Consider the following 24,924-nt stretch of genomic DNA (forward strand, 5'->3'; position numbering starts at 1 on the left):
GCTTTCCTTTGAAAAAGGTAACCATTTTTTATCAAAGACAAAGTAAAGGCGGATTTACTTCGTCTGTTCGGCAATGATAGTATCTTTTTTATATCATTTTGTGAGAGTTGCGTATATTTGAGAGTTATGCGACATTACACCTCAAAAACCTGTCAATGAAAAAGGAAAACTTGTATAAATTTATTTTATTATCGATGATTGTATTTGTGGGAACTATATTTTTTAGAGCTAATTATCGCCTCGATAAAATCCAAAATTATGGAGAGAGTACAATTTGCAAACTAACTCTTTGCGAACAGCGTGGAAAAAGTAGCGTAGCTTTTGTAAAGTATTATGTTAATGGAAGAAAATATAGAACAAACGCAGGTGGTTGCCCAGATGGTGGTGAACAAAAAATAAACAAGTTTTTCTCTATGAAATATGACAAAGAGAACCCAAATAATATTGTTGTGGATTTTTCTTCAGAAATAAAAGACCGAATTTCAATAAAAGAACTGGAAGAAAAAATAAAATATAATATGTACGAATAGTAACGATCGCATAACAGCCGTTTGGCGAGATTGCTAATTTTGTAGTAAATTCATGTTTACATTTCGCAAGAAATTCTATCTTTAACAGAAAATAATCGGTTCCGAAGTTCGCAACCACGCCAAGCGTCGGGACGTTGTGTGCCATTTTGTGAAGACCGTTACCAAAACAGAACGTAATAAACATTTTAATATATGCAAGACGAAATTTTAAAGCATTCAAGAAAAATATACAAATCAGCTAAGGACACCAAACACACATTTTGGGAAAAAGCAAAAGAGATACTTTTAGAAGTATGTATCATAGTTTTTGCTGTGACACTTTCGATTTGGTTGCATAGTTGGAGTGAGCACAAACACGAACAAAAGGAAGCTAATAAATTCCTAATTGGACTTAAAAATGATTTAAAAGGTGATATTGAAATTTTAAAAAGCAATAAAAATAGCTCAATAGAATTAAATTCAAATTATAAATTTTTGCAAAATGTTAGCAAAAGTCAATCTGACTCAATAATTGGTCCACATACTACTTTTTATATGCTTGGAACTGCATTTAATAACGCTAGATATGAAGGATTTAAGTCCAGCGGGAAAATTGAAACCATTGAAAACGACAGTTTAAAAAATGCCATTCTGCTATATTACCAACAAACTATTCCGAATTTAACTACGGGAATTAATTATCTCAATTCCTTTCAATTAGAACAACTCAAAGATTCTCAAAATAGTCCTGATAGCTTATCACTATACACTTATTACAATAGTAAAAAATTAAAATCTATGCTTCACAATATTGAGTATAACGCTGAACAAAGCATTTTTTCTTTTGATAAAGCAATCAATCAGGCAGAAAAAATTATGGAGACAATAGACAACGAAGCGGAAAGATAAAACAGCTACCACTGTTAGTGGCTGCCGTTTCTTTTCTGTCGTTCGTCATATTACACATATTAAACACTCTGTCCGAAAGTCAACAGGTTGTTGTCTGGGTCAAGCAACGCAAATTCTCTTTGTCCCCAAGGCTTTGTTTCTAAATATCCGTTTGGGTGAATTGAAATTTTGTTATCCAAAAGCGTTTGATAGAGTTTATCAATGTCATTTGTTCTGATATAAACTTGTCCGTAATTTTCTTTTGGGTCAAGTTCTTTAAACTCAAAAAAATGAATTTGAATACTGTCCTTATGAATCATTAAATAGCCATCAAAGTCTTTGTCGCCAAAAAACTGAAAACCTAATTTGTTCACATAATAGTCTTTCGTTATTGCTTTGTCCCGCATTGGTAACTTTGGATTGATTTCTGTCAGCATATTTTTTATTGTCAAGTTGTTGTATTATGTAAAGTTCAGTGGCTTGGTGCAGTAGCGGGATTTTTAATAAATAATCCTAAAGATAAGCAAAATTTCAATTTAGTAATTTCCGACTAAGAAAAACAAACAAGCTATTGTGCCAAACCGCCGTAATATTTTTTCATTTTAGGTTAGCAACAATCCCAATTGAACCAAGCTTGGCTAAAATCTTTTTCCTTTAAACTTTTCAAGTTTATCTTTTAATTCATCTGAAAATTTCGGTATCATTCTATTTTAACGATTTTGTGTGATATTTCGGCTAATGTTCTGGCACTTGGCGAAGCAGCGGATTTCGAAGCACAAAAGCTGAGTTTATTACTAAAGTTCAATTGAAAAACTAGCATTGAATTTTGCACTTTAGCCTGCATGACGCAAAAACTATTGTTAGCGGTTCGTTGCTTATATTTTTTGTTCTGCCGATTTAATTTGTATAAAGTCTTCATATTTGGTAAAATACTCTAGTCCTAAAACTAATAGCATTGAGCTTATGACATATACTTTCTGCATAATGACTGCCAAACCCAAATAGCCAAATCCAAATAAGGCAAAGAAACAGTAAAAAGTCAGTAAGCAAATAATACAGCAGAATTTAAGTAAATGAAGTTTTGACTTTAGGATAAATACAGTAATAATAAATAAACCAAACAATGTTAAAATAATTGATATTACTCCTACGTCATGCAAGGGTGTTGCGATTAAGAAAATAAATATTATGTTGGTAGCACCTATAAATTTTATAATAGTAGCCCATTGTCTTGAAGAGATTTTTTTTGACATATTGATAAAAAAAACTCCATAACCAACCGAGTGGAATGCCATTCCAATAAGTGCCCAAATCCTGCCAAGGTTTTCCGAACCATTTATCGCTTTTGTTGCAAACAAATTGCTTAGGAAATTTTTTGACCAACCAAACCCTATAGAATTTTTGTCAAGCAATGAGCCGCCTGGATAAGCCAATGTTGCTATTACTATTAATATCCCTGAAGTAACTAAGCATATCAAAACCGAATACTTCTTAATCATCTCTTTAATCATTTGGTCAAAAAATTAGTTATGTATAGTTACAGCAAAAGTCGTTTGCAATGACCGCTAACGTTTTGCGGCTTTGCGTTCGGGCGGGATTTTATGCACAAATGTTCAGCCTTTAACGGATGCTAAATTTATAAAAAAATGTTGAATTTTGCACTTCAGCCTGCTTGACGCAAACCGATGTTAGTATCAGCTGTTTTCGGTCAGCCGTTTAAATGCGTCAATAAATTTTATCAGGTCGTTTTTTGTTTTGTTATCAATTATATTGCTGTGTTCGTCTATTTTTCCTTTCACTCCTTGAATGAGCAATGTTGTGTCAGTCGTGAATTTTGTCATTACTGTTTTCATTATTAACTGTAGTTCTTCGTGTCCTTTCTCACCATTTGCCGATGCTGTAATTATTCCTAATGGTTTGTCTGAAAATACTGTTGTTGAAATGCACCATTCAATAACGTTTTTTAGTCCGCTTGGAATACTGAAAACATATTCAGGTGTACAAATCAAAATTCCGTCTGCAGTTCCAATGCTGTGCCTAAGGTCTAAAACTGTCTGTGGCGTATTGTCAATGGAAAGTTCGGGGTCAAAATGTGGAAGTGTTTTTAAATCGTTGAAAACTGTCAAAGTAAAAAAGTCTTTTGTTAAGTCCGCAAAGTTGTCAATGAGTTTTAGGTTAGAAGAATTGTGGCTTGCACTTCCGTTTATTACAAATATTTTTTTCATTTTGTTTGTCTGAACTGTTAGTGGCTGCCGGCTTTAATACGATTTAATATGATTGTATTGGGTTTTTTTGTTAACTAGCATACAACGATCTTTGGCTTTGCAGCTGTTGCGAAAATTCGGAAACGTTTGTAAATATAAAATTTCTTGCGAAACGCAAACGTGAATTTACCACAAAATTAGCAATCACGCCAAGCATCTATGTTAAACGCAGGTTTTTTATTCTGTACTGAAACTATATTGGTAACCTCCACTTTTTGAACATGGTATAAAAATATTTTCCGATAATCCGTTTTCAAGATTAACAGAAAACTCTTTTCTCATTTCGCAATCCTTTGATTTCGACCAGATAAGTATCTTATTTTGTATTATTTTTTCTGGTAATTCTTCAGGCATTCCAACATAGTATTTTCCAACATACTTATTGTTTATGTCGTAAACTTTAATATTGCTAGTTCCATGACAAGTCGAAGCTGCGCGAAAGACATAAAATGAAGTCAAGATTTTATATTGCTTTCCACTTTTAGTTTTTATAAACCCCAAGTATTTAATTTTGGTTTTATTGCAATCTTTCATTTTAGCTAAATCATACACATAATTTTTACCAGTCACATTTTTTTCTAAAGCTAGAAGTTCCAATTTCTCCAACCGGATAGATTCCGAAGTAATTTTTTTGGCTACAGAAAATGAACTTAGTAATACTAAGCAACGGATAAATACGGAATAACTAATCGTTCTCATAAACTTGCATACAACGTCCCACCGGCTTTAAGAAGTGGCGGATTTTTGTTACTGATGTTTACAAATATACCGAAAAGTTTTAAAGAGAATTGTGATTGAATAGGAGAGATGTGCTAGCTCAAACTCCTCTAATTACACACTTAGCCCGCTATTGCATAAAACCGCCTTAGCAGAAGCATTAACTCGTTTAATCTAACAATTCATTTAGTGCTGATTTTGCCTCATCAACCAAATCATCATTCTGAAGTTTTCTGCGAATTTCATCTTGCGAATAGCTTTTAAATTCGTTTTTGAACATTAGAATTTTCCTGTTTCTCGATTCTACCTTTTCTATTTCGTCATGATCTGTAAACAGTTCTGCAATAACTTTTCTACGTTTTACACATAGATAAAACAATAATAAAGTTGGGATGATATTGATGCCAAAACTACCAATTCCAGCATAGAATTTTGTTTGGCTAAAAGTAACTAGATTAGGTATTGCAAAAATTAAAAGAAGCGATAAAAAATAGAAGGAATATTTATAGAATCGATATACTAGAAAAACAGAAATCAAAAGACCGGCAATACCAATTGCGAAAGGCAAGCTAATATATTGAATACTGAAGAAAGATGATATCGCGTAAATTGACAGAAATAAAATAACCACAAATTCGACTTTTATTCGGTTCATTTTTTAAAGTGTTTTTGCTAACGTTCCGCTGCTTAGCGCAGTGGCGGAACTTTAATAATTAGTTCTAAAGATAAACAAAATTTAAACTTAGTAATTTTAACAGCTGTTTATGCTGCAGGATTGCGTTTGTCAGAAGTTGTTAATTTAAAAATTTCGGATATTGATTCTGCTAAAATGATGATTATGGTCAGGCAGTCGAAAGGGAAAAAGGATAGGGTGGTGGTGTCTGAAAAATTGCGCGGGTTTATTTTTTGGAATACAAACCAAAGGTAGGCTGTGTTTGTCGTTAAATAGTGTCCTAATATGATAGAAATTCCATCAATAAAAAAGGTTTTAATCTCCATTTTACAACTTTCGTTGACTAAATGTTGACTAAAACCTTTGTAATTACCCATAAAAAGGGTTATTTCGTGACCCCAAACGGACAAATTTCAAATCATTTTATGGAAGATTTGAAGATTTTGGCTTACTATATGTAGAGTTTGTCTTTGAATGGCGTTAACAATTTGGTTTGGATGTACCGTTGGGGATTGGTGCCTTGTTCAGTCATATGAGAATGAGTGATTGAAAAATTTTCTATTTAAATATCCAATTATAAAAAACTCAAGATGTGGATCACTTAAAGTATAATTATATGTAGGTTCAGTGAAGGTAGAATGTTAAAGTTAATTCTAAAGAAATATTTTTAAATATCCTCATAACAATATGTTGTAAAGAACAGCCAACTTTTAAATTGAGCTCTTAGTGACCTGTATATATTTTAGATATGTTTAAATACCAATAAAACAGAATGCCATGATTCCGGTATATAAAAAAGACAACCTTTTGAGTTGTCTTTTGTTTAATTAACTGCAAAAATGAAAATTTACTTTTTGCAATCTGCCGGACCACAAGTACCTGGATCATCATCGCAGCAATGAGGTAAACATTTTTCAGTACAGTTTTTCTTAGCCTCAGATTTCGTTAAGTTGGCATAAGCGAAGACACTTCCGGCGGTTAATACCATAGCCGCAAGAGAAAGAAACATTTTGTTTTTCATAACTTGAATTTTAAATGATTAATACTAGTAAAGACGCAGCAATCTAAAAATGATGCAAGTTTTTTGAATTTTTATATTTAACAACACGAAGTTTTCATGTTGGCAGTGATTGGAGTCTCACAGCCACAGCCTTCTTCTCCTTTAAGTTTTTTTTCTTCATCTAATTGGCAACAGGCATCTTCTTTATTAGATGGAGCACCGCCACAACATGTGGAAGTATTGTTTTCCGTTGTTTGCGCATCATTGTTACTCATGTTTTTTAATACCGGGGAAATAATTTCGTTTTTCATTTTGAATACTATTTAAGTGAGTTATTAATTACACTTATATAGACGCAACTTTACAAAAATGATGCAGTGTTATTAGCAGTTTTCTCCACGGCATGATCTTTTAGAAGTAACATTCATTACATTCCCACGGCGGTCTAATTCAATGCTGCAGCAATCCAAAAGCATTTCCTTTAATCGGGATCTGCCTCTTTGTACCCGTGAACGGATAGAAGGGTAAGCGAGGTTGTATTTTTCCGTCAGGTCTTTCTGTTTAATGCCATGGATTTCGCTATCCATGATAATATCCCGATATTCTTCGGGTAACCGCTCAATGAAATTTTTAAGGCAACAATCCAGGCCCTGTGTAGTTTCAAAATCTGTTTCCTGTTCTAATTCTTCCATCAAGTATTCGGTTAATTCCGATTTCTTGTGATGGGAGTTTTTTCGATAGTAATCGATGATGGAATTTTTGGTAATAGTGAAAAGCCAGTTTTTCAATTTACTTTCATCTGTCAGTAAGCCTAATTTCTCGTTTACCTTTATAAAGACTTCCTGTAAGACATCAGATGCATCATCACTATTATTTATGCGGGCTTTAATGTAATTGCCTAGAATATTGTAAAACTGATTGTGGATAGTGTTTATTTCCATTTTAATAGATTTTATGTTCCGTTTTTGCAGAAAGCCAGATTAACAACAATTGAGTTTGCTTCTGAAATTGTTCCACACATTAGCTGTTTTTGGAATGCACAACACAATATGAAGTAGTGCCATTATAATAGCTCCTGGTAAAAGATTTATGATTAATGTATTAAATAGGTCAGTGACGGAAGATTGAGTAATATGTGAAATTAGTATCTCACCATTTTGAAAGGTTAGTCTGATGGACAAATAAACCGCAATGGAGGCAAAGTGAAAACCATTCACAAATAAATGAACAATATATTCCCAGCGAGGCAACCCTCCCATAAACTGCCGACTGTCTTTTTCTACAAAAGCATCATAACCCAATACCAGTATATCTAAAATCACAATGGCTAATCCTATAAGGAAATTTGCATCACTATCCTGTTTTAGAAACAAAAAATAAAGGATTATCGGAAAGAAAACAGCTCTTAAGGCATGGGTAAGATGCTCCATTTTACTTTCAATCTGATTGTGCAGCTGATATTTGAAAATGTGCAGATAAAAGCCATCATATAAGGCTAAGATTGCAAAAAGAACAAGAAAAAAAGATGAGATGATAATTGCTATTTCCATTTTAGTTTTAATTAATAACTGCAAAGTTATGGGACAGCGGGATTAACACTAAGGACAAATGTCCTCTAATTTTGTGCAATTTCTTTTCTTATTCGGCTTAATGTTCTGCGGGTTATACCGAGATAAGAAGCGATATCATTTATGGTTGCCTTATGAAGGATGCTTGGTTGTTCTTTTAAAAGCCGCAAGTACTTTTCTTTAGCATTTTCATTACACAACACATTTGCGTATTGTTCCATTACAATGTATTGTCTTTCGGCAATGACTCTCCCTATCGTTTGCCAAACTATACTTTCTTTAAATAGTTTTTGCAAGTTTTCATAGTTGATTACTAAAAGTTCTGCATCTTCCATTGCTTGAATTGATAGGGTAGAGGGTTCTTGTAGAATAAAGCTTTTATAAGAAGTTGTGAAACTATTCTCAGTACAAAAACAGGAAGTTATTTCTTCTGCATTTTCATTTATATAAGAGGTTCTCAAAGTCCCTTTTTGTATAAAAGCGATTTGTCTGCAAACTTTACCCAATTGGATAAAATGGCTGTTTTTTTCCAAACTTATCTTCTTGAAATTTGGAAGGGTATTTTCAAATTCCTCGTCTGTGATTGGTGCTATTTGCTTTAAAAATGTTTTGAAGTGTTCCATCTTTATAATGCTTGAAGGCTGTAATATTTTTTTCTGAACCAGAAAGCTACATTTACTAAAGCTATAAGTGCCGGAACCTCTACCAAAGGCCCAATAACTCCTGCAAAGGCCTGACCGCTATTTATTCCAAAAACACCAATTGCCACGGCAATGGCCAATTCAAAATTATTTCCTGTAGCTGTAAAAGCAATAGCTGTAGCTTTTGAGTAATCGGCTCCGAAATACTTGCCGACAAAAAAGCTAATGACAAACATGATAGTAAAGTAAATTACCAGTGGTACAGCAATGCGTATAACATCCATCGGAATCTGAACAATCAGTTCTCCTTTAAGGCTGAACATTACTATAATTGTAAAAAGTAATGATATTAATGTGATTGGTGAAATAAAGGGTGCATATCTAGTTTCAAACCACTCAGAACCTTTCCATGCAATAAGAGCATAGCGACTGATAATACCAAGTGCAAAAGGAATTCCTAAATATATCCCAACACTTTCCGCAATTTGGCGGATGCTAATATTCACCTCAAAGCCGGTATAGCCAAAATACGGCGGAAGAATTGTAATAAATACATAAGCGTAAACACTGTAAAGCATTACCTGGAAAATGCTATTGAGGGCAATTAGACCCGCAGCATATTCACGGTTTCCATCTGCTAGATCATTCCAAACTACGACCATCGCAATACAACGTGCTAAGCCAATAAGAATGACACCTATCATGTATTCAGGATAACCGTTTAACAGTAGTAAGGCTAGGAAAAACATCAAAATAGGACCAACAATCCAGTTTAAGAATAAGGATGCACCTAATACCTTGGTGTTTTTGAAAACCTCCCCCATCTGTTCATATTTTACTTTTGCCAGCGGGGGATACATCATTAGGATTAATCCAAAAGCTAAGGGGATATTCGTTGTTCCGCTGGAAAAGGAATTGATAAAATTGCTACTGGAAGGTATGAAATAACCAATTGCGACACCAAGAGCCATAGCCAGGAAAATCCAAAGGGTTAAAAACCGGTCAAGAAAACCTAATTTCTTTCGCTCAACTACAGGCACACAATTATTTGCTGACATAGCTATTGTTTAATTTTTGAGAATACATAAAACATTTCAGTTCCGATTTGAAGACTTCGATCTTGGTATATTTGTTTCTGCTGCGGTGTAGCGTCTGAAACCTTTGGATCTTCAAAAGTAATCGGGATTCTTTTTTCTGCACCGGCAATAAACGGACAGCCTCCATCAGCCTGAGAGCAGGTCATTATAGCAGCAAACCCACTTTCAGGATTAAAATCATCGTCATACGTTTTAGAAAAGCCAATGATAGGGAGTTCATTCGCTGAAAACTTTATGGAATACACAGGATTTGAACCTTCTGAAATCGTTTTGACTTTAAATCCTGAAAGCATTAATGTTTCTGCTACCATTGGAAATAAAGCAGTAGCTTCAGTACCTCCTGAATAACATGAAACGTCTTTTATATTATAATGTGCAGCAGCAGTCTGCGCCCACACTTGGGACAAATGGCTTCTTCTGGAATTATGTGTACAAATTAGGTTTAATCTGATTTCCTGCCTATTGCTAGTTTTATTTTGTATAAAGTCAACTAATGGCTGAAGAACACTTTTACGTTCTTCAGAAATTTGGTTAAAATCGAATGATTGAATGGTACTTTTTATTTCAGCGTATAACATAATCTAATTGCTGTTTAGTTGATGTGTTGTTTTATTTTTTAATTAGCAGCAGCCTCCGCCAGGCGTGCAGGTATTAGCTTGACTTGTTTTTTCTGAAGGAATTCCACATTGATCTTGAGCCAAACATGCAGTCTGTTTATTTAATAAAATGAAGTTTTTTCCATTAAAGTCTAAATCATACTTACCAATGGTAGTATCTTGATATTCCACTTCAATTTCATGATCTTCAATGCCTAAAACTTTCTCTGAAAGTTCAATGATATGAACCAGTTTCTGAGGTTTAAGCCTGTGTTCATAGTCATTGGCATCCCAAAGCTGGAAGTTTACAACAGTTTCTTTTCTTACTGTTCCGCCGCAGTCAATAAAGTTTTTAGTTATCAAACCAACTTCTGTAACGTGAAAATATTCTGGAACAAAATCACCATTTGGCAGTTCAAAATTTACAGCTTCCACTGTTTTAAGTACTTCTTTAATTTCTGAAAGTTTCATAATTTTTTATATTTAGTTAAACTATTTTATCTTTAAATAATTAGTGTGCTTCTTCTTTCAAGAAGGGCAGTATCTCTCCAGATATTATTTTGTTTTCCAATTTTTTCCCGAATACCTAGGATTCTGAATCCGGCTTTTTCATGAATGCGTATACTTGCTATATTTTCTGGAAATATCCCAGCCTGTAATGTCCAGATGCCTTCTGCTTCGCTTTGTTTAACAAGTTCATTTAAAAGAATAAGGCCGATCCCTTTTCCTGAATGTGTTGGATCAACATATACGCTCACTTCTGCAACTCCTGCATAAACACAGCGGGAAGAAACAGGAGTAAGAGCAGTCCATCCGATTATACTGTCATCATCTTCCATCACAATTCTGCAAGATGTAAGATGTGAATTGTCCCAGTCCTCCCATGACGGTGCGCTGGTTTGAAAAGTGGCATTATTGGTCTCTATTCCTTTTTCGTAAATTAATTTTACCTGTCGCCAGTCTTCAGCTGATAGTTTTCTGATTTCCATAATTTTTAGATTAACAGCATTCGTTTCTCTTTTTAGCAAGATGATTTGATATATGCTCAAAAAAACCTTTTATCTTTTCCAGTCCAGGTTCATTGATGCAATAGCAGATAGAATTTCCTTCGATGCTTCCTTTTATTAAACCGGCATTCTTCAACTCCTTAAGATGCTGAGAAACTGTCGGCTGTGAAAGAGGAAGTTCATTTACAATATCTCCGCAGATACATGTATCTACTTTTAATAAATATTCCATAATAGCAATACGTGCAGGATGTCCTAACGCCTTGGCTAAAACAGCCAATTCATTCTGGCTTTCTGTAAAGTGATCTGTTTTTGTTGCCCCCATCGTTTTATATTAATATTGCAATATTACGATATAAAAATTAAAATAAAAATATTTTATGCTTTTTTTGTAATGTAAGTTATTTGAAAGCACTAATTATTTTTTTTAAATTAATTTTCTTTAAATTAATTTTCTTTAAATTTTGTTAATATAAATTTTAAATCTTAGTATATAAAGGGATAACAAAGGTGGTTTGAATCCAGGGTAGTCACCTCGACGGTACATCCAAACCGTTTAATTATATAGGTTAAAACTGAAAAAAGGAAGGAAAAAGCATAAAAAAAACGCTAAAACTGGTGTTTTAACGTTTTTTTAAGAGTGACCTCGACTGGATTCAAACCAGTAACCTTCTGAGCCGTAATCAGATGCGCTATTCAGTTGCGCCACGAGGCCTTTTTGTTTTGCAGACTCTTATTAATAAGATTGTTCTGTGAACTTGTTTGCGGGTGCAAATATAGGCATATTTGATTAAAATGCAAATAAGAAATAAAAAATAAATGATTAATTTTTCTGTAAAGTAATTAATTACCTAATGCTCTTGAAGTTACGTAATATCGCCAGCCAATAATAGCCATTTGCCATTTTTTGGCTTTGGTCAAATCTAACTGTTGTTTAGTAAAACTGGGTAATAGTAGTCTGTTTATTTGAGCTAAAACTTTATACATGAATTGTAAATTTTGAGCAAAGGTATAAAAAAAGACTGTCTTGGCTTTCGACAGTCTTTTTTGTTTTAATTATTTCGTTTCTCTTTTTCTTTTTGGGCTTCTTCTCTTGCTTTTCTGGCTTCTTTTAAGGCTTCTTCACGCTCTTTCATTGCTTCTTTTATTGCTTCTTCGCGGTCTTTCATAGCATCTCTTCTTGCTTCTTCTGCTTCTTTTCTGGCTTCTTGAGCTTCTTTTCTCGCTCTTTCGATTGCAGGTCTTGCTCTTTCTACTCCTTCGCGAGCATCTTCCATAGCACGTCTGCGAATATCGATACGCTCAATGTTTTCCGTTCTTCTGCCATTTTTATCTTTGGTTACGATAATGATTTTGCCATCTCCATCTTCTATGGTTTGGATAACATCATCGGCAATAACGATATTTTTAGAACCTTTTGGCCCTTTAGGTCCTTTTGGCCCTTTTGGTCCCTTGGTATTGTATACGAACACTTTGTCTGCATCTTCAAAATCCATTTCGCCTACTATATCTTCCGCGATTTTCTCACCATTTACCCAAACTTCTTTTTTGTTTCCATTTTGTTTAACTACTACGCTTTTTCGGGCAATCTTTGGTGATTTTGGAGGCATTGGAGGAATAGGAGCAATTACACCTTCAGGCATTTCTGGCATTTCCGGCATCTCGGTCATTTCTGGCATCTCAGGTATTTCTGGCATTTCAGGAGCTTCCCAATTAAAACTGTAATCATCTTCATCTTCCACAATTACTTCAATGTCATCGTCGTCATCGTGATGTCTGATTTTTCTGATTTCAGCCAATCCGTTCAGGCCTCTTCTTGCTTTGGAAGTACCAAAACCAATAGCACCTTTTCCCTTTTCATTCGTTTCCTTATAGAAATGTATCGGTTGGATAGGAGCATCGCTTTCCGTTTGGCTGGTTCCGGTGTTTCCGTTTTTGTCTTTGTAAGTCACTTTAATACCAGTGATTTCGCCATTATTGTTTCTTTTTATTTTAGAAACTTTTAAAGTAACCCCGTGATCCTTTTTCAGTCTTTCCGATTCCCTGTCAATTTCTTCATTGGTTGAGTTTTTATCGATAACAACTGAGATTACATCTCTGTTTTGCTTGCGCTCTTCAGTTTTTGAAGCTGGTTTTTCCTGCGCTAAAACTCGTACCTGAAATTGAAACATGAAAAAGGCTAACAAAGGGAGAATAGCGAGGTACTTCCAGGAGTTTGTCTTACTTGATTGATTTTTGTTTAACATAACAATTCGTTTTTTGATTAATGATTGATAAAAATGATTGGTAATCGTTAAGCAGTTTTGATGAGAAACTACCTTTAAAAGTGCTTTTTGATACACTTTTTTGTCGTCTATGTGTTGTATTGCTTTTTGATCAGCAATGTATTCGAGGTTTTGTGCAATGGCTTTTTTATAGAGCCAGATAAAAGGATTAAACCAGAAAATGATGCAAAAGATTTTGGCTAATAAAATATCGATGGAATGTCTTTCCTTGCTGTGTATCTTTTCATGGAGTAAAATACTGTGCAATTCATCATTCGTATAAAAACTAGAGTTGAAAACGATATAATTGAAGAAAGAAAACGGAGCAATATCTTCATTCAGGTCGACCAGCGAAAACTGCTCTCTTCTGATTATATCTTTTTTGTATAAAAGTTTATAAAGTGAAATAAAATGAGTTAAAATTCTAATAAACAATACTATTGCAATAATTGTATAACTAACAAGTGTCAATTGAAACCAATCGATTGGCACTTCGGCCGGAATACTTGCCTGATTTGTGTATTGCACTAAGTTGTCTAAAGAAACCTTCGGCTTTTCTACGAGAACTACTTTTCGGATAAATAATAAAGGCATTATAACTGAAGTAAGTAGGCCAGCCAGCAAAAACCATCTGTTTGTGTTGAAAAATGTCTCTTTCCTCAGTAAAAAATAATAGGCCAAAAAATAAGCTGCTACAAGAGCACTTACTTTTAATAGATATATGAAAAGTGTTTCCATATTATTTCTTTTTTTCTATGATATCTAAAATTTCTCGTAACTCTTCAGCTGAAATCTTGTCTTCTTCTGCAAAAAAGGAAACCAGATTTTTATATGAGCTGTTAAAATAATTGTCAATTGCCGTATTCATAAAGCGCTTACGGTATTCCTCCATAGCGATTACGGGAAAATATTGATGTGTGTTTCCGTAGGCATTATGTGATACAAAACCCTTTTCTTCAAGATTTCTTATGATAGTTGAAAGTGTATTATAGTGTGGCTGGTCTTCTGTAATTTCAGCCAATACATCTTTTACGAAAGCTTTTTTCAGCTTCCATAAAATGTGCATTACCTCTTCCTCTTTATTTGTTAGTTTTTGCATTTCTTAAATTTTATATTTCAAACTTATAACTATATTTTTAGTTACGCAACTATTTTTATAGTTATTTAACTGAATTTTAAGTTTAAAAAATGAAATCAATCTATTTTGTAATGTTAAGACGTTGAATTTCATAAAGATACTAAATGAAAATATAAAGATGCCAATTAATTGAGATTAATTTATTTGTGAAATGAAATTGACATTCACTCAAAACAACCTTAATATTAACGGGTATTATAAATAAGTTAATTGAAAATATATTAGTATTTTTACTACAAAAAACAGGTATTTATACGCTATTTTCTCGTTTTAAGTAGCACTACATTTGAATTGGAGTACCAAATCATGCCATTGAACAGTAATTCGGGTTTAGAAATGAATAGAATCATAGCAGTGTTTTCTCTTTTATTTGTCAGTACCTTTCTGTTTTCTCAAAATGAAAAATTAATTATTGGGAGAACGACAGGGAAGTTAGCTGTCAGGAAAAAAACGGAAATAAGGACTTTCGGGTTTACTAACTCACTTTCCGGTCAGGTCACTCTGCCAGGTTCTACTATTGATATAAAAGAAGGGGACAGCCTAAGTATCGATTTTTGGAATATTTCGCAAGGAAATCCAGTCTCTTTGTATTGTAAGGAAATTGAATTTCTGCAACGGAATAAAGAAAAGGAAATAATGAATACGAAAGAGCCTGTACATCATATGGAACATGGGTTTTATTCTTTTCTGGCTAAAAAAGCAGGAACCTATCTTTATTACAGTCCTGAAAATTATCCTTTTAATCTTCAGGCAGGCATGTTTGGAGTCATTATTATACGGCCAAAAGAAAATGCCAAGCCTTTCAGTGAAACACTATGGTGCAGTTATGAAATAGATACTAAATGGCATACAGATGCTATTATGGGTACGGAATATGACGTGACAAACAAACCGATAATCCTTCCTGATTACAAACCCAATTACTTTTTGATTAATGGTGAAATTGCTTCAGAAAGCAAAGGTTTGCAGTCGTTAGAGCACAAAAACGAAGCGGTACTTCTCCGTTTAGCTAATTCCGGATTATACCTTCATGAGATAGAATTTCCATCCAGTGCAAAACTTCAGCTGATGTTTGGAAACAATACCAGTGTAATAACTTCGGATAAAGGATATAAAGTGCTGCTTCCTCCGGGTGAATGTATTGAATTGCTCACTTTTTTAGGAAATACAGCAGAAAAAGAACAAATCACGTATCATTTTATAGAACCGATTTCAAAAAAGGAATCTTACAAGGCTAATTTCCCAGTCTTTTATTAATATTTAAAGCGACCTCATGAAAAAAACATTTTTATGCCTCATTATTCTTTTTTCTTTTTCCTGCTCATTTGCGCAAAATAAGCCGACTTTTTCTGTAGTTGGCAATGAAACAAATAAGGAAAGTTTGCTAAAAAGTAAGCGGTTGGATATTTCCAAGATTAAAGTGGAAAATATTTCAAATAAACCCATATATCTCGTTTGGGAAACAGTGAGTAATACATTTCCGAAAGAATGGGATTGTTCTATGTGCCAGCATGGGGCATGCCAGATAGGGATTCCGAAGGGTTCTGCTTTTAGTAAACTGAATGCAGATCAGCAGGGATTTATTGCCATTCATGTAATTCCTGCCAACAAAACAGGCACTGGGATTGTAAAATTTAAAATTTATGATAAAGAAAATCCGGATTATGCCAAGATTCTAACCTTTGAAGTTGAAGTTTTTTAATATAAATAAACAATCTAATATTCACTTAAAAACAACCAAAATGAAAAAAATCTTTCTTTTATTATCTACTGTCTTGATTACAGGCTTCTGCTATAGTCAAGATAAAACAGAGACGAAATATATTCGTCGGAACGCTAACTCGGTAGAGGCACAGCCTGATCTCGAAGCCATGAACATAGCTTTCAAAAAAATGCGGGAAATGGGCTGTGACAAAGGACTTGCCTGGTATTATCAAGGTGCAATACATAATATTCCAGATGTAATTAATGGAAAAAATGTACTTTGCCCAGAGTATCAAACTAGTAAAGACAAATTATGGGCCTGGGGTGATTGTACACACAAAAGGACAGAAAGCGCTTCCTTAAATTTTCTTTTGTGGCATAGGATGTATACATGGTATTTGGAAAAAATTGTAAGGGAGTTATCCGGGAAAAAAGATTTTGCCCTACCGTATTGGAATTATGGAAGCAAAGAGGTGAAAGATAATATCATGGCAGAAAAAATGAGGAACAAATCCGGCTCTTTGTACGAACCGGCAAGGTATAGCATTCTTAATGCCGGAAAACCAATTCTCGAAGATCAGGTACAACAAATTCAATTAGCATTGGATGAATTGCAAAAGAACCCTTCGTTTGCAGGCTCGGCCGGATTTAGCAAAACATTAGAAGGCTCGCCACATGGTTATATGCACAATCTTATCGGGGGAGGATATGCAATTCCAAGTGAAACGTATTATAATTCGATTTACCAAAAAGATTATTCAGGTTTGATGGCCAATGTGCCTTCTGCGGGATTTGATCCTATTTTTTGGCTGCATCATAGTATGGTTGACCGTATTTGGGAATCCTGGGATGTTTCAGCTTATGGACAGCGCCCTACGTTAGAGGATTTGAAAGCGAACCCTTGGCCTTATGAGTTTATTGCTCCTAACGGTGATCATGTTACGTATACCATGGAGGAAATGTATAGCATAGTTTTCAATTTAGATTATAAATATGATAATTTGCTGTATGGATCTAAATCTTCGGCTTTAGCTGCCAAAGAACCGAAGGCAAAAAGTAAAATTTCATTCCAGGATTCCAAAGAAAAAATCATTTGGGAACAAAAAGTTGGAAAAACACTTGGAGAAACTGCTTTTGCACATAAAGTATCTGGGAATTTGGCAAAAAGCACGAATAAATCCTTTACAAGTGAGGCAGATTCGAAAATAGTACTAAATTTGGATGTTGTGGTTTATAAAGAGCCAAAAGATTATTATACTGTGTATCTTCGTTATCCTGGGAAACAAGATCAATATGTTGGAGTAATGACTTTCTTTGGAGTCAGCCACGATCATGGAACTGGAGTAAATCATGAAATAGGGGAAAGCGGCGTAAAACTTAATTTCTCTTATTATATATCAGATGATTTATCGAAGATGAATAACGATTTCGAAATCATTATAAAAAAGACCGGAATTGGCGATGCTAAAGTGACATTGGAAAACATTAGTGTAGCAAAGTTAAACTAAGCCACAAACTAATAAAGATTATTCGAAAAAAGCGGTACCGTGAGGTATCGCTTTTTTATTTTTAATTACTTTACATTGATGATTACACTAGTGCTTCTGTTTCATCATTAATTTTTAATTAGCTTAATCGTTTTTTGGATGCCATTATCGGTTGCAACATTAACGATATAAAGTCCTTTTGCCCAATCGTTTGTACCGATGGTTAATTTGGCAGTATAAGCAGTCTCATTGCTGTATATCTGTTGGCCTAGTGCATTATAAATGGAAACAGATTGTATTGAAGTATTTCCTTTAATAGTAAAAATGGCATTAGTTGGATTGGGATAAAGCTGGAAGGAATCCGTTACTTCAAAATCATTTGTTGAAAGTGCCGGGCTGATGAATTTTTGAGCATAGATTCTTGGTTCACCACTCATTTTTTCTTCCACAAAAACAACAACACTTTCATTATTAAAAGGCTTGTTTAAAACAATTCGACCTTTACTGGCGCTAAAAGTAGCAACAGGCAAAAATTCTTCCGGCCATGAAAAATTACCATTTGAATCAAGTTGAACCATGTTTAAAGGTATTGGACTAACACCATTATCAATACCACTTTTAATTAGAAAATAAGGATTATCATTTACTAAATATAAATCACCAGTGTGGTTTTTGTAATTGGTGTTTACAGGATAAACTTGTTTTGCATTGGCAGTAAATTGTCTCTCTCCTGTAATTTTATCGAATTTTTGAACAAATTCTCCAGTACTGCTTTGTGAGGAAGTTGTATATTTACTAATGGACCATACATATTGTGAACCCGGTGTACAAGCCACTTTTGTATCCATTTCATAAAAAGTTTGGTTAGTATCAAAATCGACTCCGTTTATTCCCCAAGGTATTGTTCCGTCAGTATTTATTCTTTGCAAGTAAGAATCATAACGCGTTCCGGTTGCTCCGGAATAACCATAATATATGACATTTCCATCCTGAGTACTGCTGTAAAGAGAATTATAGGCAGTTCCTTTGTTTGACAATTGTGTTGGAGCTGCCCATTGAGCAATTCCGTTTGCGTTGTATTTTTGGGCAAATAAATTACTTGCTACACCGAAAGAAAGCTTCTTATGAAAAACTACCATGATTTCCTGATTCGACAATTCATACATGTTAGCTGGTGTGGTTGCATTTGTTCCGTTATCAGACATAACACTAACTGGTGTCGCCCATATTGGAGCTCCATCTGATGTAAATCGTTGTATTTTAGATTGTCCGTTTCCTGTCCAATAGTTTATAATTACGTCACCGTTGGCTAACGGTAGCATAGTTGGCAAATAAGCTGCTCCCAAACTAATTCCGTTTTGTCCCCATAACATGGTACCATTAGAACTTATTTTGTATACAAATCCTGGGTTTCCTGCACCATTTGCGGTTCCGGTTGCGCCCACATACAAACTGTTTTGAGAATCAATTGCAATTTTCCAAATTACTGTAGAGGTAGACATCGGAATTGTATTACTGATTAACATTCCTTCGGGGCCAAATTGCTGGTAACCATCGCTGTCTAATAGTTGTACTCTCAATTCAAAGTTTATAGGTGCTGGAACTTGTTTCCAAAATACGATAAAAGTTTTTCCATCTGAAGTTGCAATAGACTGTGAATCACTTGAAATTTTATTGATTACCAAAGTATTAACAGCAGTATCTGTTGTCCATTGGGCATTTGCATAAAAACAAGTCAATAATGCAAATAATAGCGTAATTTTTTTCATTGTAATATTGTTTAAGTTTAGAATTAAAAAACAAGACGATTGTTTTATGATGATTCAAAACTATTTAATTACAATTTCAAAGAATATTTTAGGAACCTCTATAAACTACTCATGCTCATTTTTATACCAATTATTTGCCACTCATTTTTATTTAATTAATTGGTTCTTAATAATTTGAATAAAATGTTGTTTTTACTATTTTTTAAATTGCAGCCGAATTTTTTTAATGTAAGTTGATTAAATATGTTATTAAATCCTGATTGGTATTGGTCAGATCTAATTTTTTTCTCAATCTGGTTCTGGCATTTTCTAACGATTTTATCGATTGGCCTGTAATTTGAGCAATTTCTTTTGTGGTCAGATTCAGTTTTAATAAAGCACATAATCTTTTATCCCGATACGTTAATTCCGGATGTTTTTCATTGAGAATATTGTAGAAGGATTCATAAACTTGTCCGTAGTGCAATTCAAATTCTTCCCAAACATTGGAGTTGTTATTTTGCCCCAATTGCTTTATTATTAAGTCAATAGTTTGCTGGGTTTCTTTTTTTGGAGATTGCAGCTTCAATTGTTTTAAGTCATCTAAAATCTGTTCGATAATTTCTGCTCTTTGAATTTCCATCATCGATAGAGTTACCAATTCTTTCTTTTTTGATTCAAACAAATCTTTTTCTAATTGTGCCTTCGAAAGTTTGTTTTTATACTTTATTAATAAAATAAAAAGTACTAGCATCACAATAATTAAACTGAATACAATGATGTAATATTTAAAATTCTCTTTGGTTTCCTTTAAAACCCTTACCTCTTCGTTTTCTTTATATTGCTGCTCTAATTTTAGTTTTTCAATATTGATACCTTTTTCTTCTACATTGAGACTGTCTCTTATCTGATTGTATTCTTCAAAATAAGTTGCGGCATTTTTATAATCTCCTTTTAATAAATATGATTTATACAAATTAAAAACAGCATCTTTATTTTGAAAGCCATATTTGGAAATTTTTGTAATCTCTGCTGCTTTTTTAGAGTAAAATAAAGCAGAATCTGATTTTTTCTGTAATAGATATAAGTTTGAAATAGAATTGTAAATCCAAGATTTTGTGCTATTGTCCGATTTGTTTTTTATTAAATGAAGTGATTTATAAAAATAATAACTCGCCCGATCAAAATTGTTTTTCTGAGCATAGCAATATCCCAGATTACTATATAGAACAGTCTTTAAGTCATCATCTTCGAGGTTTTGTATCAATTGCAATGCCTTTTCGAAATTCACCATGGCACTATCAAGATCATTTTTACTCATGTATAGTCTGCCAATATTGTTGTATGTTTTAGCAATAGAAAAAGGGGCTTTGTTTTTAGTGTAATGTTTCAGCAGATTCCTAAAATAATACATTGCCTTTTCCCAATTATTAGAGGCGGCATAGACAATAGCCAAAGAACCTTCGAGGTGGTGTTTTTTTTCATTGGTATTGTCTTGTTGATAAAATTCGTAGGCTTTTAAATAATAAGCCAAAGCAACATCGTAGGCATCTTTTGTTCGATATATCCCTGCGATTGCGATGTTGTTGTTTGCAGTAACTTCTTCTAAATCAATTTTTTTGACCAATTCCTCAGAGTATTCAATATAATGAAGCGCTCTTTTCCAATCGGAATCCTTCAATTCGGAAGCAATTTTTAATGAAATTCTAGCCTTTTCTTTATCCTGTAAGCTCATAGTCAAGCTATCAAGCAACGTATTGATCTCATTTTGCGAGAAGGCAAATTGTGTTAAAAAAAGAAATAAAAGCAAGGCCTTTTTCATATTAAAATCTATTTTCCATGGAAAGTTAACTACTAATTTGTTGCGGTTCTTTAATTGTTAATCGGTAAACCCATATTCCTAAAAGCGCTGAAATAATCCCTAAAAATCCCATGAAGATCCAATTGGCTTGATAACCGGTCAAGTGGCCGTACTTTTTTCCATAATATTCAATGATTTCCATACCAAGTTTAGCACTTGTAATGTGTGCCAAACTGTAGCTCATCGTAAAAATAGCCATATAACGGCCTTCGTGACCTTTTGGAGCTCTACTCATAGCAAATGAATTGGAAAATGGAAACGCAAACATCTCTCCAAAAGTCATAAACAACATCATAACAACTAATATTCCGGCCCAAGCATTAATAAGCATCAGAAACATACTCATTGTCATGGCTAATGCACCATAGGTTACAATTCTGACTTTGTTTAACTTTTTTCTTTCCACATAGCTTACGATTGGCATTTCAAGGAAAAAAATAAGTAATCCATTCATCATTAACAGTAATCCGGTTTGAAATTCTGTTAAGTTGAATTGCTCTTTATGGTATAATGGAATGGTTGTAAACAGCTGAAAAAACAATATTCCGGTGATTGTACAGCATGCTAAAAATATCCAAAACGGCTTGTCTTTAAAAACGGAATGAGTAAGTATTTCTCCAGGATGTTCTTTATCTGTAAATTTCGATTTTTTCTTCTCTTTTACATTCAGCCAAAAGATTAAAATAGCCAAAATACAGGTAGCTCCATCAACCCAGAATAATCCTCCGTAACCGATATTCATAATAATTAAGCCACCCATGGCTGGTCCGGCAGCAAATCCTAAATTAATAGCCAAACGCACCAGAGTTAGTGCCCGAGTTCTGTTTTCTTTGTTGGCATAAGCTCCAAGCGAAACAAACATAGCCGGACGAAACATATCGGCAATGATCATAATTACAAACATACTGATACAAAGTCCGATAAAACTGGTTATATATTGTAGAATAAAAAAGGCGATTCCACTAGTGAATAAGCTGAAAATCATAATTCTATAAAAGCCGATCTTATCTGAAAGTTTCCCGCCAAGCCAAGATCCCAGCATTGAACCAGCTCCAAAACAAACCATAATCGTACCTACCTGACTGTATGAAAAATGTAAATCTTCTTTTAAATATTTTGATAAAAAAGGCAGAACCATTGTTCCGGCCCGGTTAATAAAAGTCATTAGTGTCAGAATCCAAATTTCTCTCGAAAAACCTCTGAAACTATTGATGTAGTGGTTAAAAGCGTTTTGAAGCATAAAGAATGAAGTGTAAATTTCAAAGTTACAAAATTACGGCTTTGCCACTTTCCAACTTTTAAACTAATTTTGCCAAAAATTTTACCATATAATGTTTTATAATCTTCACACACATAAAACCACAAATCAGGAGAATGTCTTGGAAATTGTTAATCAATATCCGGATGAATTCGAGGCTGAAGTAACTTATTTTTCCATTGGAATTCATCCGTGGCATATTGACTTGGAAAAAGTGGATGCGCATTTAACATGTATTGAAGAAAAACTGCAATTTGAAAATTGCCTGGCTTTAGGAGAGTGCGGTTTGGACAAACGAATTGAAACTTCGTTAGCGATTCAGATGGAAGTTTTTGAAAAACAATTGGCTATTGCCAAAAAATATAAAAAACCTGTAATTTTGCACTGCGTTTCAGCGTATCAGGAGGTAATAGAAATAAAAAAAAGACTGAAAGTTGAAGTTCCAATGGTTATTCATGGATTTTCAAAAAACTGGCAAGTTGCAAAATCGCTTTTGGATAATGGGTTTTATTTGTCCTTCGGGAAATACCTGTTGCGCAATCCGGAGCTGGCAGCTGTTTTTGAAAAAATACCTGACGATCGGTTTTTATTGGAAACAGATACTATTGAAGAAACTATTTTCGATGTATATGAAAAGGCAGCATTGATAAAGAAAATGAATCTGGAAAATAGAGTTGAAGCTAATTTTAAAGCTATTTTTTTTAAGACAATTAAATAAATTAACGGATAATCAAATATATATTATGGCAGAGTGGACAGAGAGAGCTGAATTATTATTTAAAAAGGAAGGTTTAGAAAGACTTAAAAAGTCAAATGTATTAGTTGTGGGAATGGGAGGTGTAGGCTCGTTTGCAGCCGAGTTTATCGCTAGAGCCGGAGTTGGAAAAATGACTATTGTGGATGGTGATGTGGTTGATATTACGAATGTAAACAGACAATTGCCTGCATTGCATTCAACGGTTGGGCAACCTAAAGTAAAAATAGTAGGGGACAGGCTAATGGATATTAATCCTGAGTTGGAGTTAACAAGAGTTGAAGAGTTTCTTTCTCCTGAAAGAGCATTCGAACTGGTTACACAAGATTTTGATTATGTCTTGGATTGTATTGACAGTATTACCCCCAAATTGAATCTGATCCTTGCTGCAAAACGTAAAAAAGTAAAAATAATCAGTAATATGGGAGCTGGCGGAAAACTGCTGGCAAATAAAGTTGTGGTAAAAGATATCAGTAAAACCGATGTTTGTCCTTTGGCCAAAACCATTAGAAAGCGCCTTAAAAAAGAAGGAATTTCCACTGGTGTTAAAGCAGTTTTTTCAACCGAAAAGCCAGATGCAACAAGTTTGAAAATGACTGACGGGAAAAATTTCAAAAAATCATTTTATGGGACAAACAGCTGGATGCCAGGATTATTCGGACTTCATGCAGCTGAAACAGTTGTAAAATACCTATTGAAAAAAGAACGTAACTAAGAAGTCTTTTTTTCTTTATTAAAATAACTGTCAATCACAGTATTTATAGAGTCTTTTTTGACTGTTTTTACTTTGATTGTCAGTTTTTTAGGTCTTACGGGAATGTAAATTTCAGTAGTCCATTTGGCAGCCGAATTACTGTTCAGACTATTTACTGGAATTATTTCAATTTCTTTATGAAGAGGGCTTTGTTCCAATCGATTCTTTTCCATGAAGGCAAAGATTTTAGACAAAGCTTCTTTTTTATGCATGTAATTTCCTGTAAGCGTCGCTTTTACTGCTTGAAACGGATTTGTCTGTCCAGTATAAATATCACTTTCAGGAGTTGTAAATACCTTTTGTTTCGTTGGAACGGCCACAGAAAAAGTAATGGTATTCTTTATGGTATCTCTGGAGTGATAAATAATAAAAGGAGATCCATTTGAAGGAGTATTTGTGCTTTTCAATAACTGATTTAGCTTTGGAAGTACTGCTTTTATTTTAGCCGGCAATTCTTCCGCTTTACAACTTAAAGGACGTTGTATGTAAAAAATAGTGTCACGGTCTACAAAAGCAATATCTTTTATACTAAAACTGTTTACTTCAGAAGTAAGAATCGCATTTAAGTTAGACAATCCCAACTCAAACATTTTATCAAAATTGTGGTGAGTTCCTCTATTGATAAGGCCTAGAAATTTATCCTTGAAATTTAATGTTCCTTTTTTTGTCCAGGTAACGGCTGTTTTTTTATTTAACGTATCCTTGAAGCTAAGCTCCATTTCACTTTCAATATTGTTTATTGAAATATTTTGTAAAATCTTTTCACCATCGACATTTTCAATATGATTGATTTTTGTCACTTCATTTTTCCAAGGATTTATGTTGTCCCAGTTTTTTGAATCGGAAACGTATTTAAAAACGATATCCTTGGGGACATCAATAATTTTAGTTTTTTCAACTGTGTAATTTCCGTCTTTAGTGGCAACAAAAACCGAAATAGTTCCGGAAATCAGAAGTAATAGTAAAAAAAGATATTTTGCAATTCTCATGTTTTGT

30 protein-coding genes and 1 tRNA gene are annotated in these 24,924 nt (G+C 33.8%); 8 read left to right on the top strand and 23 right to left on the bottom strand.

Annotated elements, in window-relative coordinates; all coding sequences use genetic code 11:
* Positions 1-155: 155 nt before the first annotated feature.
* Both ACRDEC_RS05935 and ACRDEC_RS05940 read left to right on the top strand, forming a co-directional pair.
* Positions 156-530, top strand: coding sequence for a hypothetical protein (locus ACRDEC_RS05935; RefSeq protein WP_431497413.1), 375 nt, complete (start codon positions 156-158; stop codon positions 528-530).
* A 192-nt stretch (positions 531-722) separates the two neighbouring features.
* Positions 723-1,418 (top strand): hypothetical protein, encoded by a 696-nt coding sequence (locus ACRDEC_RS05940; protein ID WP_431497414.1) that lies wholly within the window; start codon positions 723-725, stop codon positions 1,416-1,418.
* 59 nt (positions 1,419-1,477) lie between these two features.
* On the opposite strand, the gene ACRDEC_RS05945 is transcribed toward ACRDEC_RS05940, so the two are convergent.
* From ACRDEC_RS05945 to ACRDEC_RS05965, 5 genes are all read right to left on the bottom strand, one after another.
* Entirely contained in the window at positions 1,478-1,834 is a 357-nt protein-coding gene (locus ACRDEC_RS05945) for a bleomycin resistance protein (protein WP_431497415.1), read from the bottom strand.
* Between the two features lie 438 nt (positions 1,835-2,272).
* Positions 2,273-2,908, bottom strand: a complete 636-nt coding sequence (locus tag ACRDEC_RS05950; RefSeq protein ID WP_431497416.1) for a hypothetical protein — start codon at positions 2,906-2,908, stop codon at positions 2,273-2,275.
* 183 nt (positions 2,909-3,091) lie between these two features.
* The gene (locus ACRDEC_RS05955) at positions 3,092-3,622 is read right to left on the bottom strand and encodes an NADPH-dependent FMN reductase (protein ID WP_431497417.1); all 531 of its coding nucleotides are present in this window, start codon (positions 3,620-3,622) and stop codon (positions 3,092-3,094) included.
* Between the two features lie 216 nt (positions 3,623-3,838).
* Positions 3,839-4,360, bottom strand: a complete 522-nt coding sequence (locus ACRDEC_RS05960) for a hypothetical protein (protein WP_431497418.1) — start codon at positions 4,358-4,360, stop codon at positions 3,839-3,841.
* A gap of 187 nt (positions 4,361-4,547) precedes the next feature.
* A complete protein-coding gene (locus ACRDEC_RS05965) occupies positions 4,548-5,033 on the bottom strand; it encodes a hypothetical protein (protein WP_431497419.1) in 486 nt (161 codons plus the stop codon).
* 126 nt (positions 5,034-5,159) lie between these two features.
* Here ACRDEC_RS05965 and ACRDEC_RS05970 point away from each other — a divergent pair, with 126 nt between their 5' ends.
* Positions 5,160-5,306 (top strand): hypothetical protein, encoded by a 147-nt coding sequence (locus ACRDEC_RS05970; protein ID WP_431497420.1) that lies wholly within the window; start codon positions 5,160-5,162, stop codon positions 5,304-5,306.
* A gap of 592 nt (positions 5,307-5,898) precedes the next feature.
* On the opposite strand, the gene ACRDEC_RS05975 is transcribed toward ACRDEC_RS05970, so the two are convergent.
* From ACRDEC_RS05975 to ACRDEC_RS06040, 14 genes are all read right to left on the bottom strand, one after another.
* Complete coding sequence (locus ACRDEC_RS05975) at positions 5,899-6,072, bottom strand: hypothetical protein (RefSeq protein ID WP_431497421.1); 174 nt, start codon at positions 6,070-6,072, stop codon at positions 5,899-5,901.
* A 77-nt stretch (positions 6,073-6,149) separates the two neighbouring features.
* Positions 6,150-6,362, bottom strand: coding sequence for a hypothetical protein (locus ACRDEC_RS05980; protein WP_431497422.1), 213 nt, complete (start codon positions 6,360-6,362; stop codon positions 6,150-6,152).
* A gap of 72 nt (positions 6,363-6,434) precedes the next feature.
* Complete coding sequence (sigZ, locus tag ACRDEC_RS05985; RefSeq protein ID WP_431497423.1) at positions 6,435-6,992, bottom strand: RNA polymerase sigma factor SigZ; 558 nt, start codon at positions 6,990-6,992, stop codon at positions 6,435-6,437.
* Between the two features lie 39 nt (positions 6,993-7,031).
* Positions 7,032-7,601 carry a hypothetical protein gene (locus ACRDEC_RS05990; RefSeq protein ID WP_431497424.1) on the bottom strand — a complete coding sequence of 190 codons (570 nt, stop codon included), beginning with the start codon at positions 7,599-7,601 and terminating at the stop codon, positions 7,032-7,034.
* A 65-nt stretch (positions 7,602-7,666) separates the two neighbouring features.
* On the bottom strand, positions 7,667-8,242 hold the full coding sequence (locus ACRDEC_RS05995; RefSeq protein ID WP_431497425.1) for a Crp/Fnr family transcriptional regulator: 576 nt from the start codon (positions 8,240-8,242) through the stop codon (positions 7,667-7,669).
* Positions 8,243-8,244: 2 nt separating this feature from the next.
* Complete coding sequence (gene arsB / locus ACRDEC_RS06000; RefSeq protein WP_431497426.1) at positions 8,245-9,318, bottom strand: ACR3 family arsenite efflux transporter; 1,074 nt, start codon at positions 9,316-9,318, stop codon at positions 8,245-8,247.
* 2 nt (positions 9,319-9,320) lie between these two features.
* Positions 9,321-9,935, bottom strand: a complete 615-nt coding sequence (locus ACRDEC_RS06005; RefSeq protein WP_431497427.1) for a low molecular weight phosphatase family protein — start codon at positions 9,933-9,935, stop codon at positions 9,321-9,323.
* Positions 9,936-9,977: 42 nt separating this feature from the next.
* Positions 9,978-10,424 (bottom strand): DUF6428 family protein, encoded by a 447-nt coding sequence (locus ACRDEC_RS06010; protein WP_431497428.1) that lies wholly within the window; start codon positions 10,422-10,424, stop codon positions 9,978-9,980.
* Between the two features lie 32 nt (positions 10,425-10,456).
* Positions 10,457-10,942 (bottom strand): N-acetyltransferase family protein, encoded by a 486-nt coding sequence (locus tag ACRDEC_RS06015; protein WP_431497429.1) that lies wholly within the window; start codon positions 10,940-10,942, stop codon positions 10,457-10,459.
* A 10-nt stretch (positions 10,943-10,952) separates the two neighbouring features.
* The gene (locus ACRDEC_RS06020; RefSeq protein ID WP_431497430.1) at positions 10,953-11,285 is read right to left on the bottom strand and encodes an ArsR/SmtB family transcription factor; all 333 of its coding nucleotides are present in this window, start codon (positions 11,283-11,285) and stop codon (positions 10,953-10,955) included.
* 316 nt (positions 11,286-11,601) lie between these two features.
* Positions 11,602-11,675: transfer RNA gene (locus ACRDEC_RS06025), tRNA-Arg, on the bottom strand.
* A 128-nt stretch (positions 11,676-11,803) separates the two neighbouring features.
* Positions 11,804-11,947, bottom strand: a complete 144-nt coding sequence (locus tag ACRDEC_RS06030; RefSeq protein ID WP_431497431.1) for an SsrA-binding protein — start codon at positions 11,945-11,947, stop codon at positions 11,804-11,806.
* A 65-nt stretch (positions 11,948-12,012) separates the two neighbouring features.
* Positions 12,013-13,962 carry a M56 family metallopeptidase gene (locus ACRDEC_RS06035; RefSeq protein ID WP_431497432.1) on the bottom strand — a complete coding sequence of 650 codons (1,950 nt, stop codon included), beginning with the start codon at positions 13,960-13,962 and terminating at the stop codon, positions 12,013-12,015.
* 1 nt (position 13,963) lies between these two features.
* Complete coding sequence (locus ACRDEC_RS06040) at positions 13,964-14,323, bottom strand: BlaI/MecI/CopY family transcriptional regulator (RefSeq protein ID WP_431497433.1); 360 nt, start codon at positions 14,321-14,323, stop codon at positions 13,964-13,966.
* A gap of 375 nt (positions 14,324-14,698) precedes the next feature.
* On the opposite strand from ACRDEC_RS06040, the gene ACRDEC_RS06045 reads away from it, so the two are divergent.
* Genes ACRDEC_RS06045 through ACRDEC_RS06055 form a run of 3 tightly spaced genes read left to right on the top strand, consistent with a single transcriptional unit; the run spans position 14,699 to position 17,574 of the window.
* Complete coding sequence (locus ACRDEC_RS06045) at positions 14,699-15,619, top strand: multicopper oxidase domain-containing protein (RefSeq protein WP_431497434.1); 921 nt, start codon at positions 14,699-14,701, stop codon at positions 15,617-15,619.
* A gap of 16 nt (positions 15,620-15,635) precedes the next feature.
* A complete protein-coding gene (locus ACRDEC_RS06050; protein ID WP_431497435.1) occupies positions 15,636-16,064 on the top strand; it encodes a hypothetical protein in 429 nt (142 codons plus the stop codon).
* Between the two features lie 40 nt (positions 16,065-16,104).
* Positions 16,105-17,574 (top strand): tyrosinase family protein, encoded by a 1,470-nt coding sequence (locus ACRDEC_RS06055; RefSeq protein WP_431497436.1) that lies wholly within the window; start codon positions 16,105-16,107, stop codon positions 17,572-17,574.
* A 107-nt stretch (positions 17,575-17,681) separates the two neighbouring features.
* Here the strand turns inward: ACRDEC_RS06055 and ACRDEC_RS06060 are convergent, their stop codons facing one another.
* The 3 genes from ACRDEC_RS06060 to ACRDEC_RS06070 form a co-directional block, all read right to left on the bottom strand.
* Positions 17,682-19,322 carry a T9SS type A sorting domain-containing protein gene (locus ACRDEC_RS06060; RefSeq protein ID WP_431497437.1) on the bottom strand — a complete coding sequence of 547 codons (1,641 nt, stop codon included), beginning with the start codon at positions 19,320-19,322 and terminating at the stop codon, positions 17,682-17,684.
* A 223-nt stretch (positions 19,323-19,545) separates the two neighbouring features.
* Positions 19,546-21,036 carry a tetratricopeptide repeat protein gene (locus ACRDEC_RS06065; RefSeq protein WP_431497438.1) on the bottom strand — a complete coding sequence of 497 codons (1,491 nt, stop codon included), beginning with the start codon at positions 21,034-21,036 and terminating at the stop codon, positions 19,546-19,548.
* 112 nt (positions 21,037-21,148) lie between these two features.
* Positions 21,149-22,402, bottom strand: coding sequence for an MDR family MFS transporter (locus tag ACRDEC_RS06070; protein WP_431497439.1), 1,254 nt, complete (start codon positions 22,400-22,402; stop codon positions 21,149-21,151).
* A gap of 91 nt (positions 22,403-22,493) precedes the next feature.
* Here ACRDEC_RS06070 and ACRDEC_RS06075 point away from each other — a divergent pair, with 91 nt between their 5' ends.
* Both ACRDEC_RS06075 and ACRDEC_RS06080 read left to right on the top strand, forming a co-directional pair.
* On the top strand, positions 22,494-23,138 hold the full coding sequence (locus ACRDEC_RS06075) for a TatD family hydrolase (RefSeq protein WP_431497440.1): 645 nt from the start codon (positions 22,494-22,496) through the stop codon (positions 23,136-23,138).
* A 25-nt stretch (positions 23,139-23,163) separates the two neighbouring features.
* Positions 23,164-23,889, top strand: coding sequence for a tRNA threonylcarbamoyladenosine dehydratase (locus tag ACRDEC_RS06080; RefSeq protein ID WP_431497441.1), 726 nt, complete (start codon positions 23,164-23,166; stop codon positions 23,887-23,889).
* On the opposite strand, the gene ACRDEC_RS06085 is transcribed toward ACRDEC_RS06080, so the two are convergent.
* Positions 23,886-24,917, bottom strand: coding sequence for a GyrI-like domain-containing protein (locus ACRDEC_RS06085; protein WP_431497442.1), 1,032 nt, complete (start codon positions 24,915-24,917; stop codon positions 23,886-23,888). The two genes, ACRDEC_RS06080 and ACRDEC_RS06085, sit on opposite strands and share 4 nt — an antisense overlap.
* Positions 24,918-24,924: the final 7 nt, after the last annotated feature.

The organism is Flavobacterium sp. (genome assembly GCF_050696275.1).
Taxonomy (GTDB): domain Bacteria; phylum Bacteroidota; class Bacteroidia; order Flavobacteriales; family Flavobacteriaceae; genus Flavobacterium.

What these genes read in the sequence shown, in the direction of transcription:
- ACRDEC_RS05960 (WP_431497418.1), bottom strand. Translation starts at nt 4,360, where the DNA reads ATGAGAACGATTAGTTATTCCGTATTTATCCGTTGCTTAGTATTACTA.
- ACRDEC_RS05935 (WP_431497413.1), top strand. Translation starts at nt 156, where the DNA reads ATGAAAAAGGAAAACTTGTATAAATTTATTTTATTATCGATGATTGTA.
- sigZ (WP_431497423.1), bottom strand. Translation starts at nt 6,992, where the DNA reads ATGGAAATAAACACTATCCACAATCAGTTTTACAATATTCTAGGCAAT.
- ACRDEC_RS06085 (WP_431497442.1), bottom strand. Translation starts at nt 24,917, where the DNA reads ATGAGAATTGCAAAATATCTTTTTTTACTATTACTTCTGATTTCCGGA.
- ACRDEC_RS05945 (WP_431497415.1), bottom strand. Translation starts at nt 1,834, where the DNA reads ATGCTGACAGAAATCAATCCAAAGTTACCAATGCGGGACAAAGCAATA.
- ACRDEC_RS05975 (WP_431497421.1), bottom strand. Translation starts at nt 6,072, where the DNA reads ATGAAAAACAAAATGTTTCTTTCTCTTGCGGCTATGGTATTAACCGCC.
- ACRDEC_RS06075 (WP_431497440.1), top strand. Translation starts at nt 22,494, where the DNA reads ATGTTTTATAATCTTCACACACATAAAACCACAAATCAGGAGAATGTC.
- ACRDEC_RS06060 (WP_431497437.1), bottom strand. Translation starts at nt 19,322, where the DNA reads ATGAAAAAAATTACGCTATTATTTGCATTATTGACTTGTTTTTATGCA.
- ACRDEC_RS06045 (WP_431497434.1), top strand. Translation starts at nt 14,699, where the DNA reads ATGAATAGAATCATAGCAGTGTTTTCTCTTTTATTTGTCAGTACCTTT.
- ACRDEC_RS06070 (WP_431497439.1), bottom strand. Translation starts at nt 22,402, where the DNA reads ATGCTTCAAAACGCTTTTAACCACTACATCAATAGTTTCAGAGGTTTT.
- ACRDEC_RS05965 (WP_431497419.1), bottom strand. Translation starts at nt 5,033, where the DNA reads ATGAACCGAATAAAAGTCGAATTTGTGGTTATTTTATTTCTGTCAATT.
- ACRDEC_RS06040 (WP_431497433.1), bottom strand. Translation starts at nt 14,323, where the DNA reads ATGCAAAAACTAACAAATAAAGAGGAAGAGGTAATGCACATTTTATGG.
- ACRDEC_RS05990 (WP_431497424.1), bottom strand. Translation starts at nt 7,601, where the DNA reads ATGGAAATAGCAATTATCATCTCATCTTTTTTTCTTGTTCTTTTTGCA.
- ACRDEC_RS06030 (WP_431497431.1), bottom strand. Translation starts at nt 11,947, where the DNA reads ATGTATAAAGTTTTAGCTCAAATAAACAGACTACTATTACCCAGTTTT.
- ACRDEC_RS05955 (WP_431497417.1), bottom strand. Translation starts at nt 3,622, where the DNA reads ATGAAAAAAATATTTGTAATAAACGGAAGTGCAAGCCACAATTCTTCT.
- ACRDEC_RS06015 (WP_431497429.1), bottom strand. Translation starts at nt 10,942, where the DNA reads ATGGAAATCAGAAAACTATCAGCTGAAGACTGGCGACAGGTAAAATTA.
- ACRDEC_RS06080 (WP_431497441.1), top strand. Translation starts at nt 23,164, where the DNA reads ATGGCAGAGTGGACAGAGAGAGCTGAATTATTATTTAAAAAGGAAGGT.
- ACRDEC_RS06050 (WP_431497435.1), top strand. Translation starts at nt 15,636, where the DNA reads ATGAAAAAAACATTTTTATGCCTCATTATTCTTTTTTCTTTTTCCTGC.
- ACRDEC_RS06055 (WP_431497436.1), top strand. Translation starts at nt 16,105, where the DNA reads ATGAAAAAAATCTTTCTTTTATTATCTACTGTCTTGATTACAGGCTTC.
- arsB (WP_431497426.1), bottom strand. Translation starts at nt 9,318, where the DNA reads ATGTCAGCAAATAATTGTGTGCCTGTAGTTGAGCGAAAGAAATTAGGT.
- ACRDEC_RS05995 (WP_431497425.1), bottom strand. Translation starts at nt 8,242, where the DNA reads ATGGAACACTTCAAAACATTTTTAAAGCAAATAGCACCAATCACAGAC.
- ACRDEC_RS06035 (WP_431497432.1), bottom strand. Translation starts at nt 13,962, where the DNA reads ATGGAAACACTTTTCATATATCTATTAAAAGTAAGTGCTCTTGTAGCA.
- ACRDEC_RS06020 (WP_431497430.1), bottom strand. Translation starts at nt 11,285, where the DNA reads ATGGGGGCAACAAAAACAGATCACTTTACAGAAAGCCAGAATGAATTG.
- ACRDEC_RS05950 (WP_431497416.1), bottom strand. Translation starts at nt 2,908, where the DNA reads ATGATTAAAGAGATGATTAAGAAGTATTCGGTTTTGATATGCTTAGTT.
- ACRDEC_RS06010 (WP_431497428.1), bottom strand. Translation starts at nt 10,424, where the DNA reads ATGAAACTTTCAGAAATTAAAGAAGTACTTAAAACAGTGGAAGCTGTA.
- ACRDEC_RS05940 (WP_431497414.1), top strand. Translation starts at nt 723, where the DNA reads ATGCAAGACGAAATTTTAAAGCATTCAAGAAAAATATACAAATCAGCT.
- ACRDEC_RS06065 (WP_431497438.1), bottom strand. Translation starts at nt 21,036, where the DNA reads ATGAGCTTACAGGATAAAGAAAAGGCTAGAATTTCATTAAAAATTGCT.
- ACRDEC_RS06005 (WP_431497427.1), bottom strand. Translation starts at nt 9,935, where the DNA reads ATGTTATACGCTGAAATAAAAAGTACCATTCAATCATTCGATTTTAAC.
- ACRDEC_RS05980 (WP_431497422.1), bottom strand. Translation starts at nt 6,362, where the DNA reads ATGAAAAACGAAATTATTTCCCCGGTATTAAAAAACATGAGTAACAAT.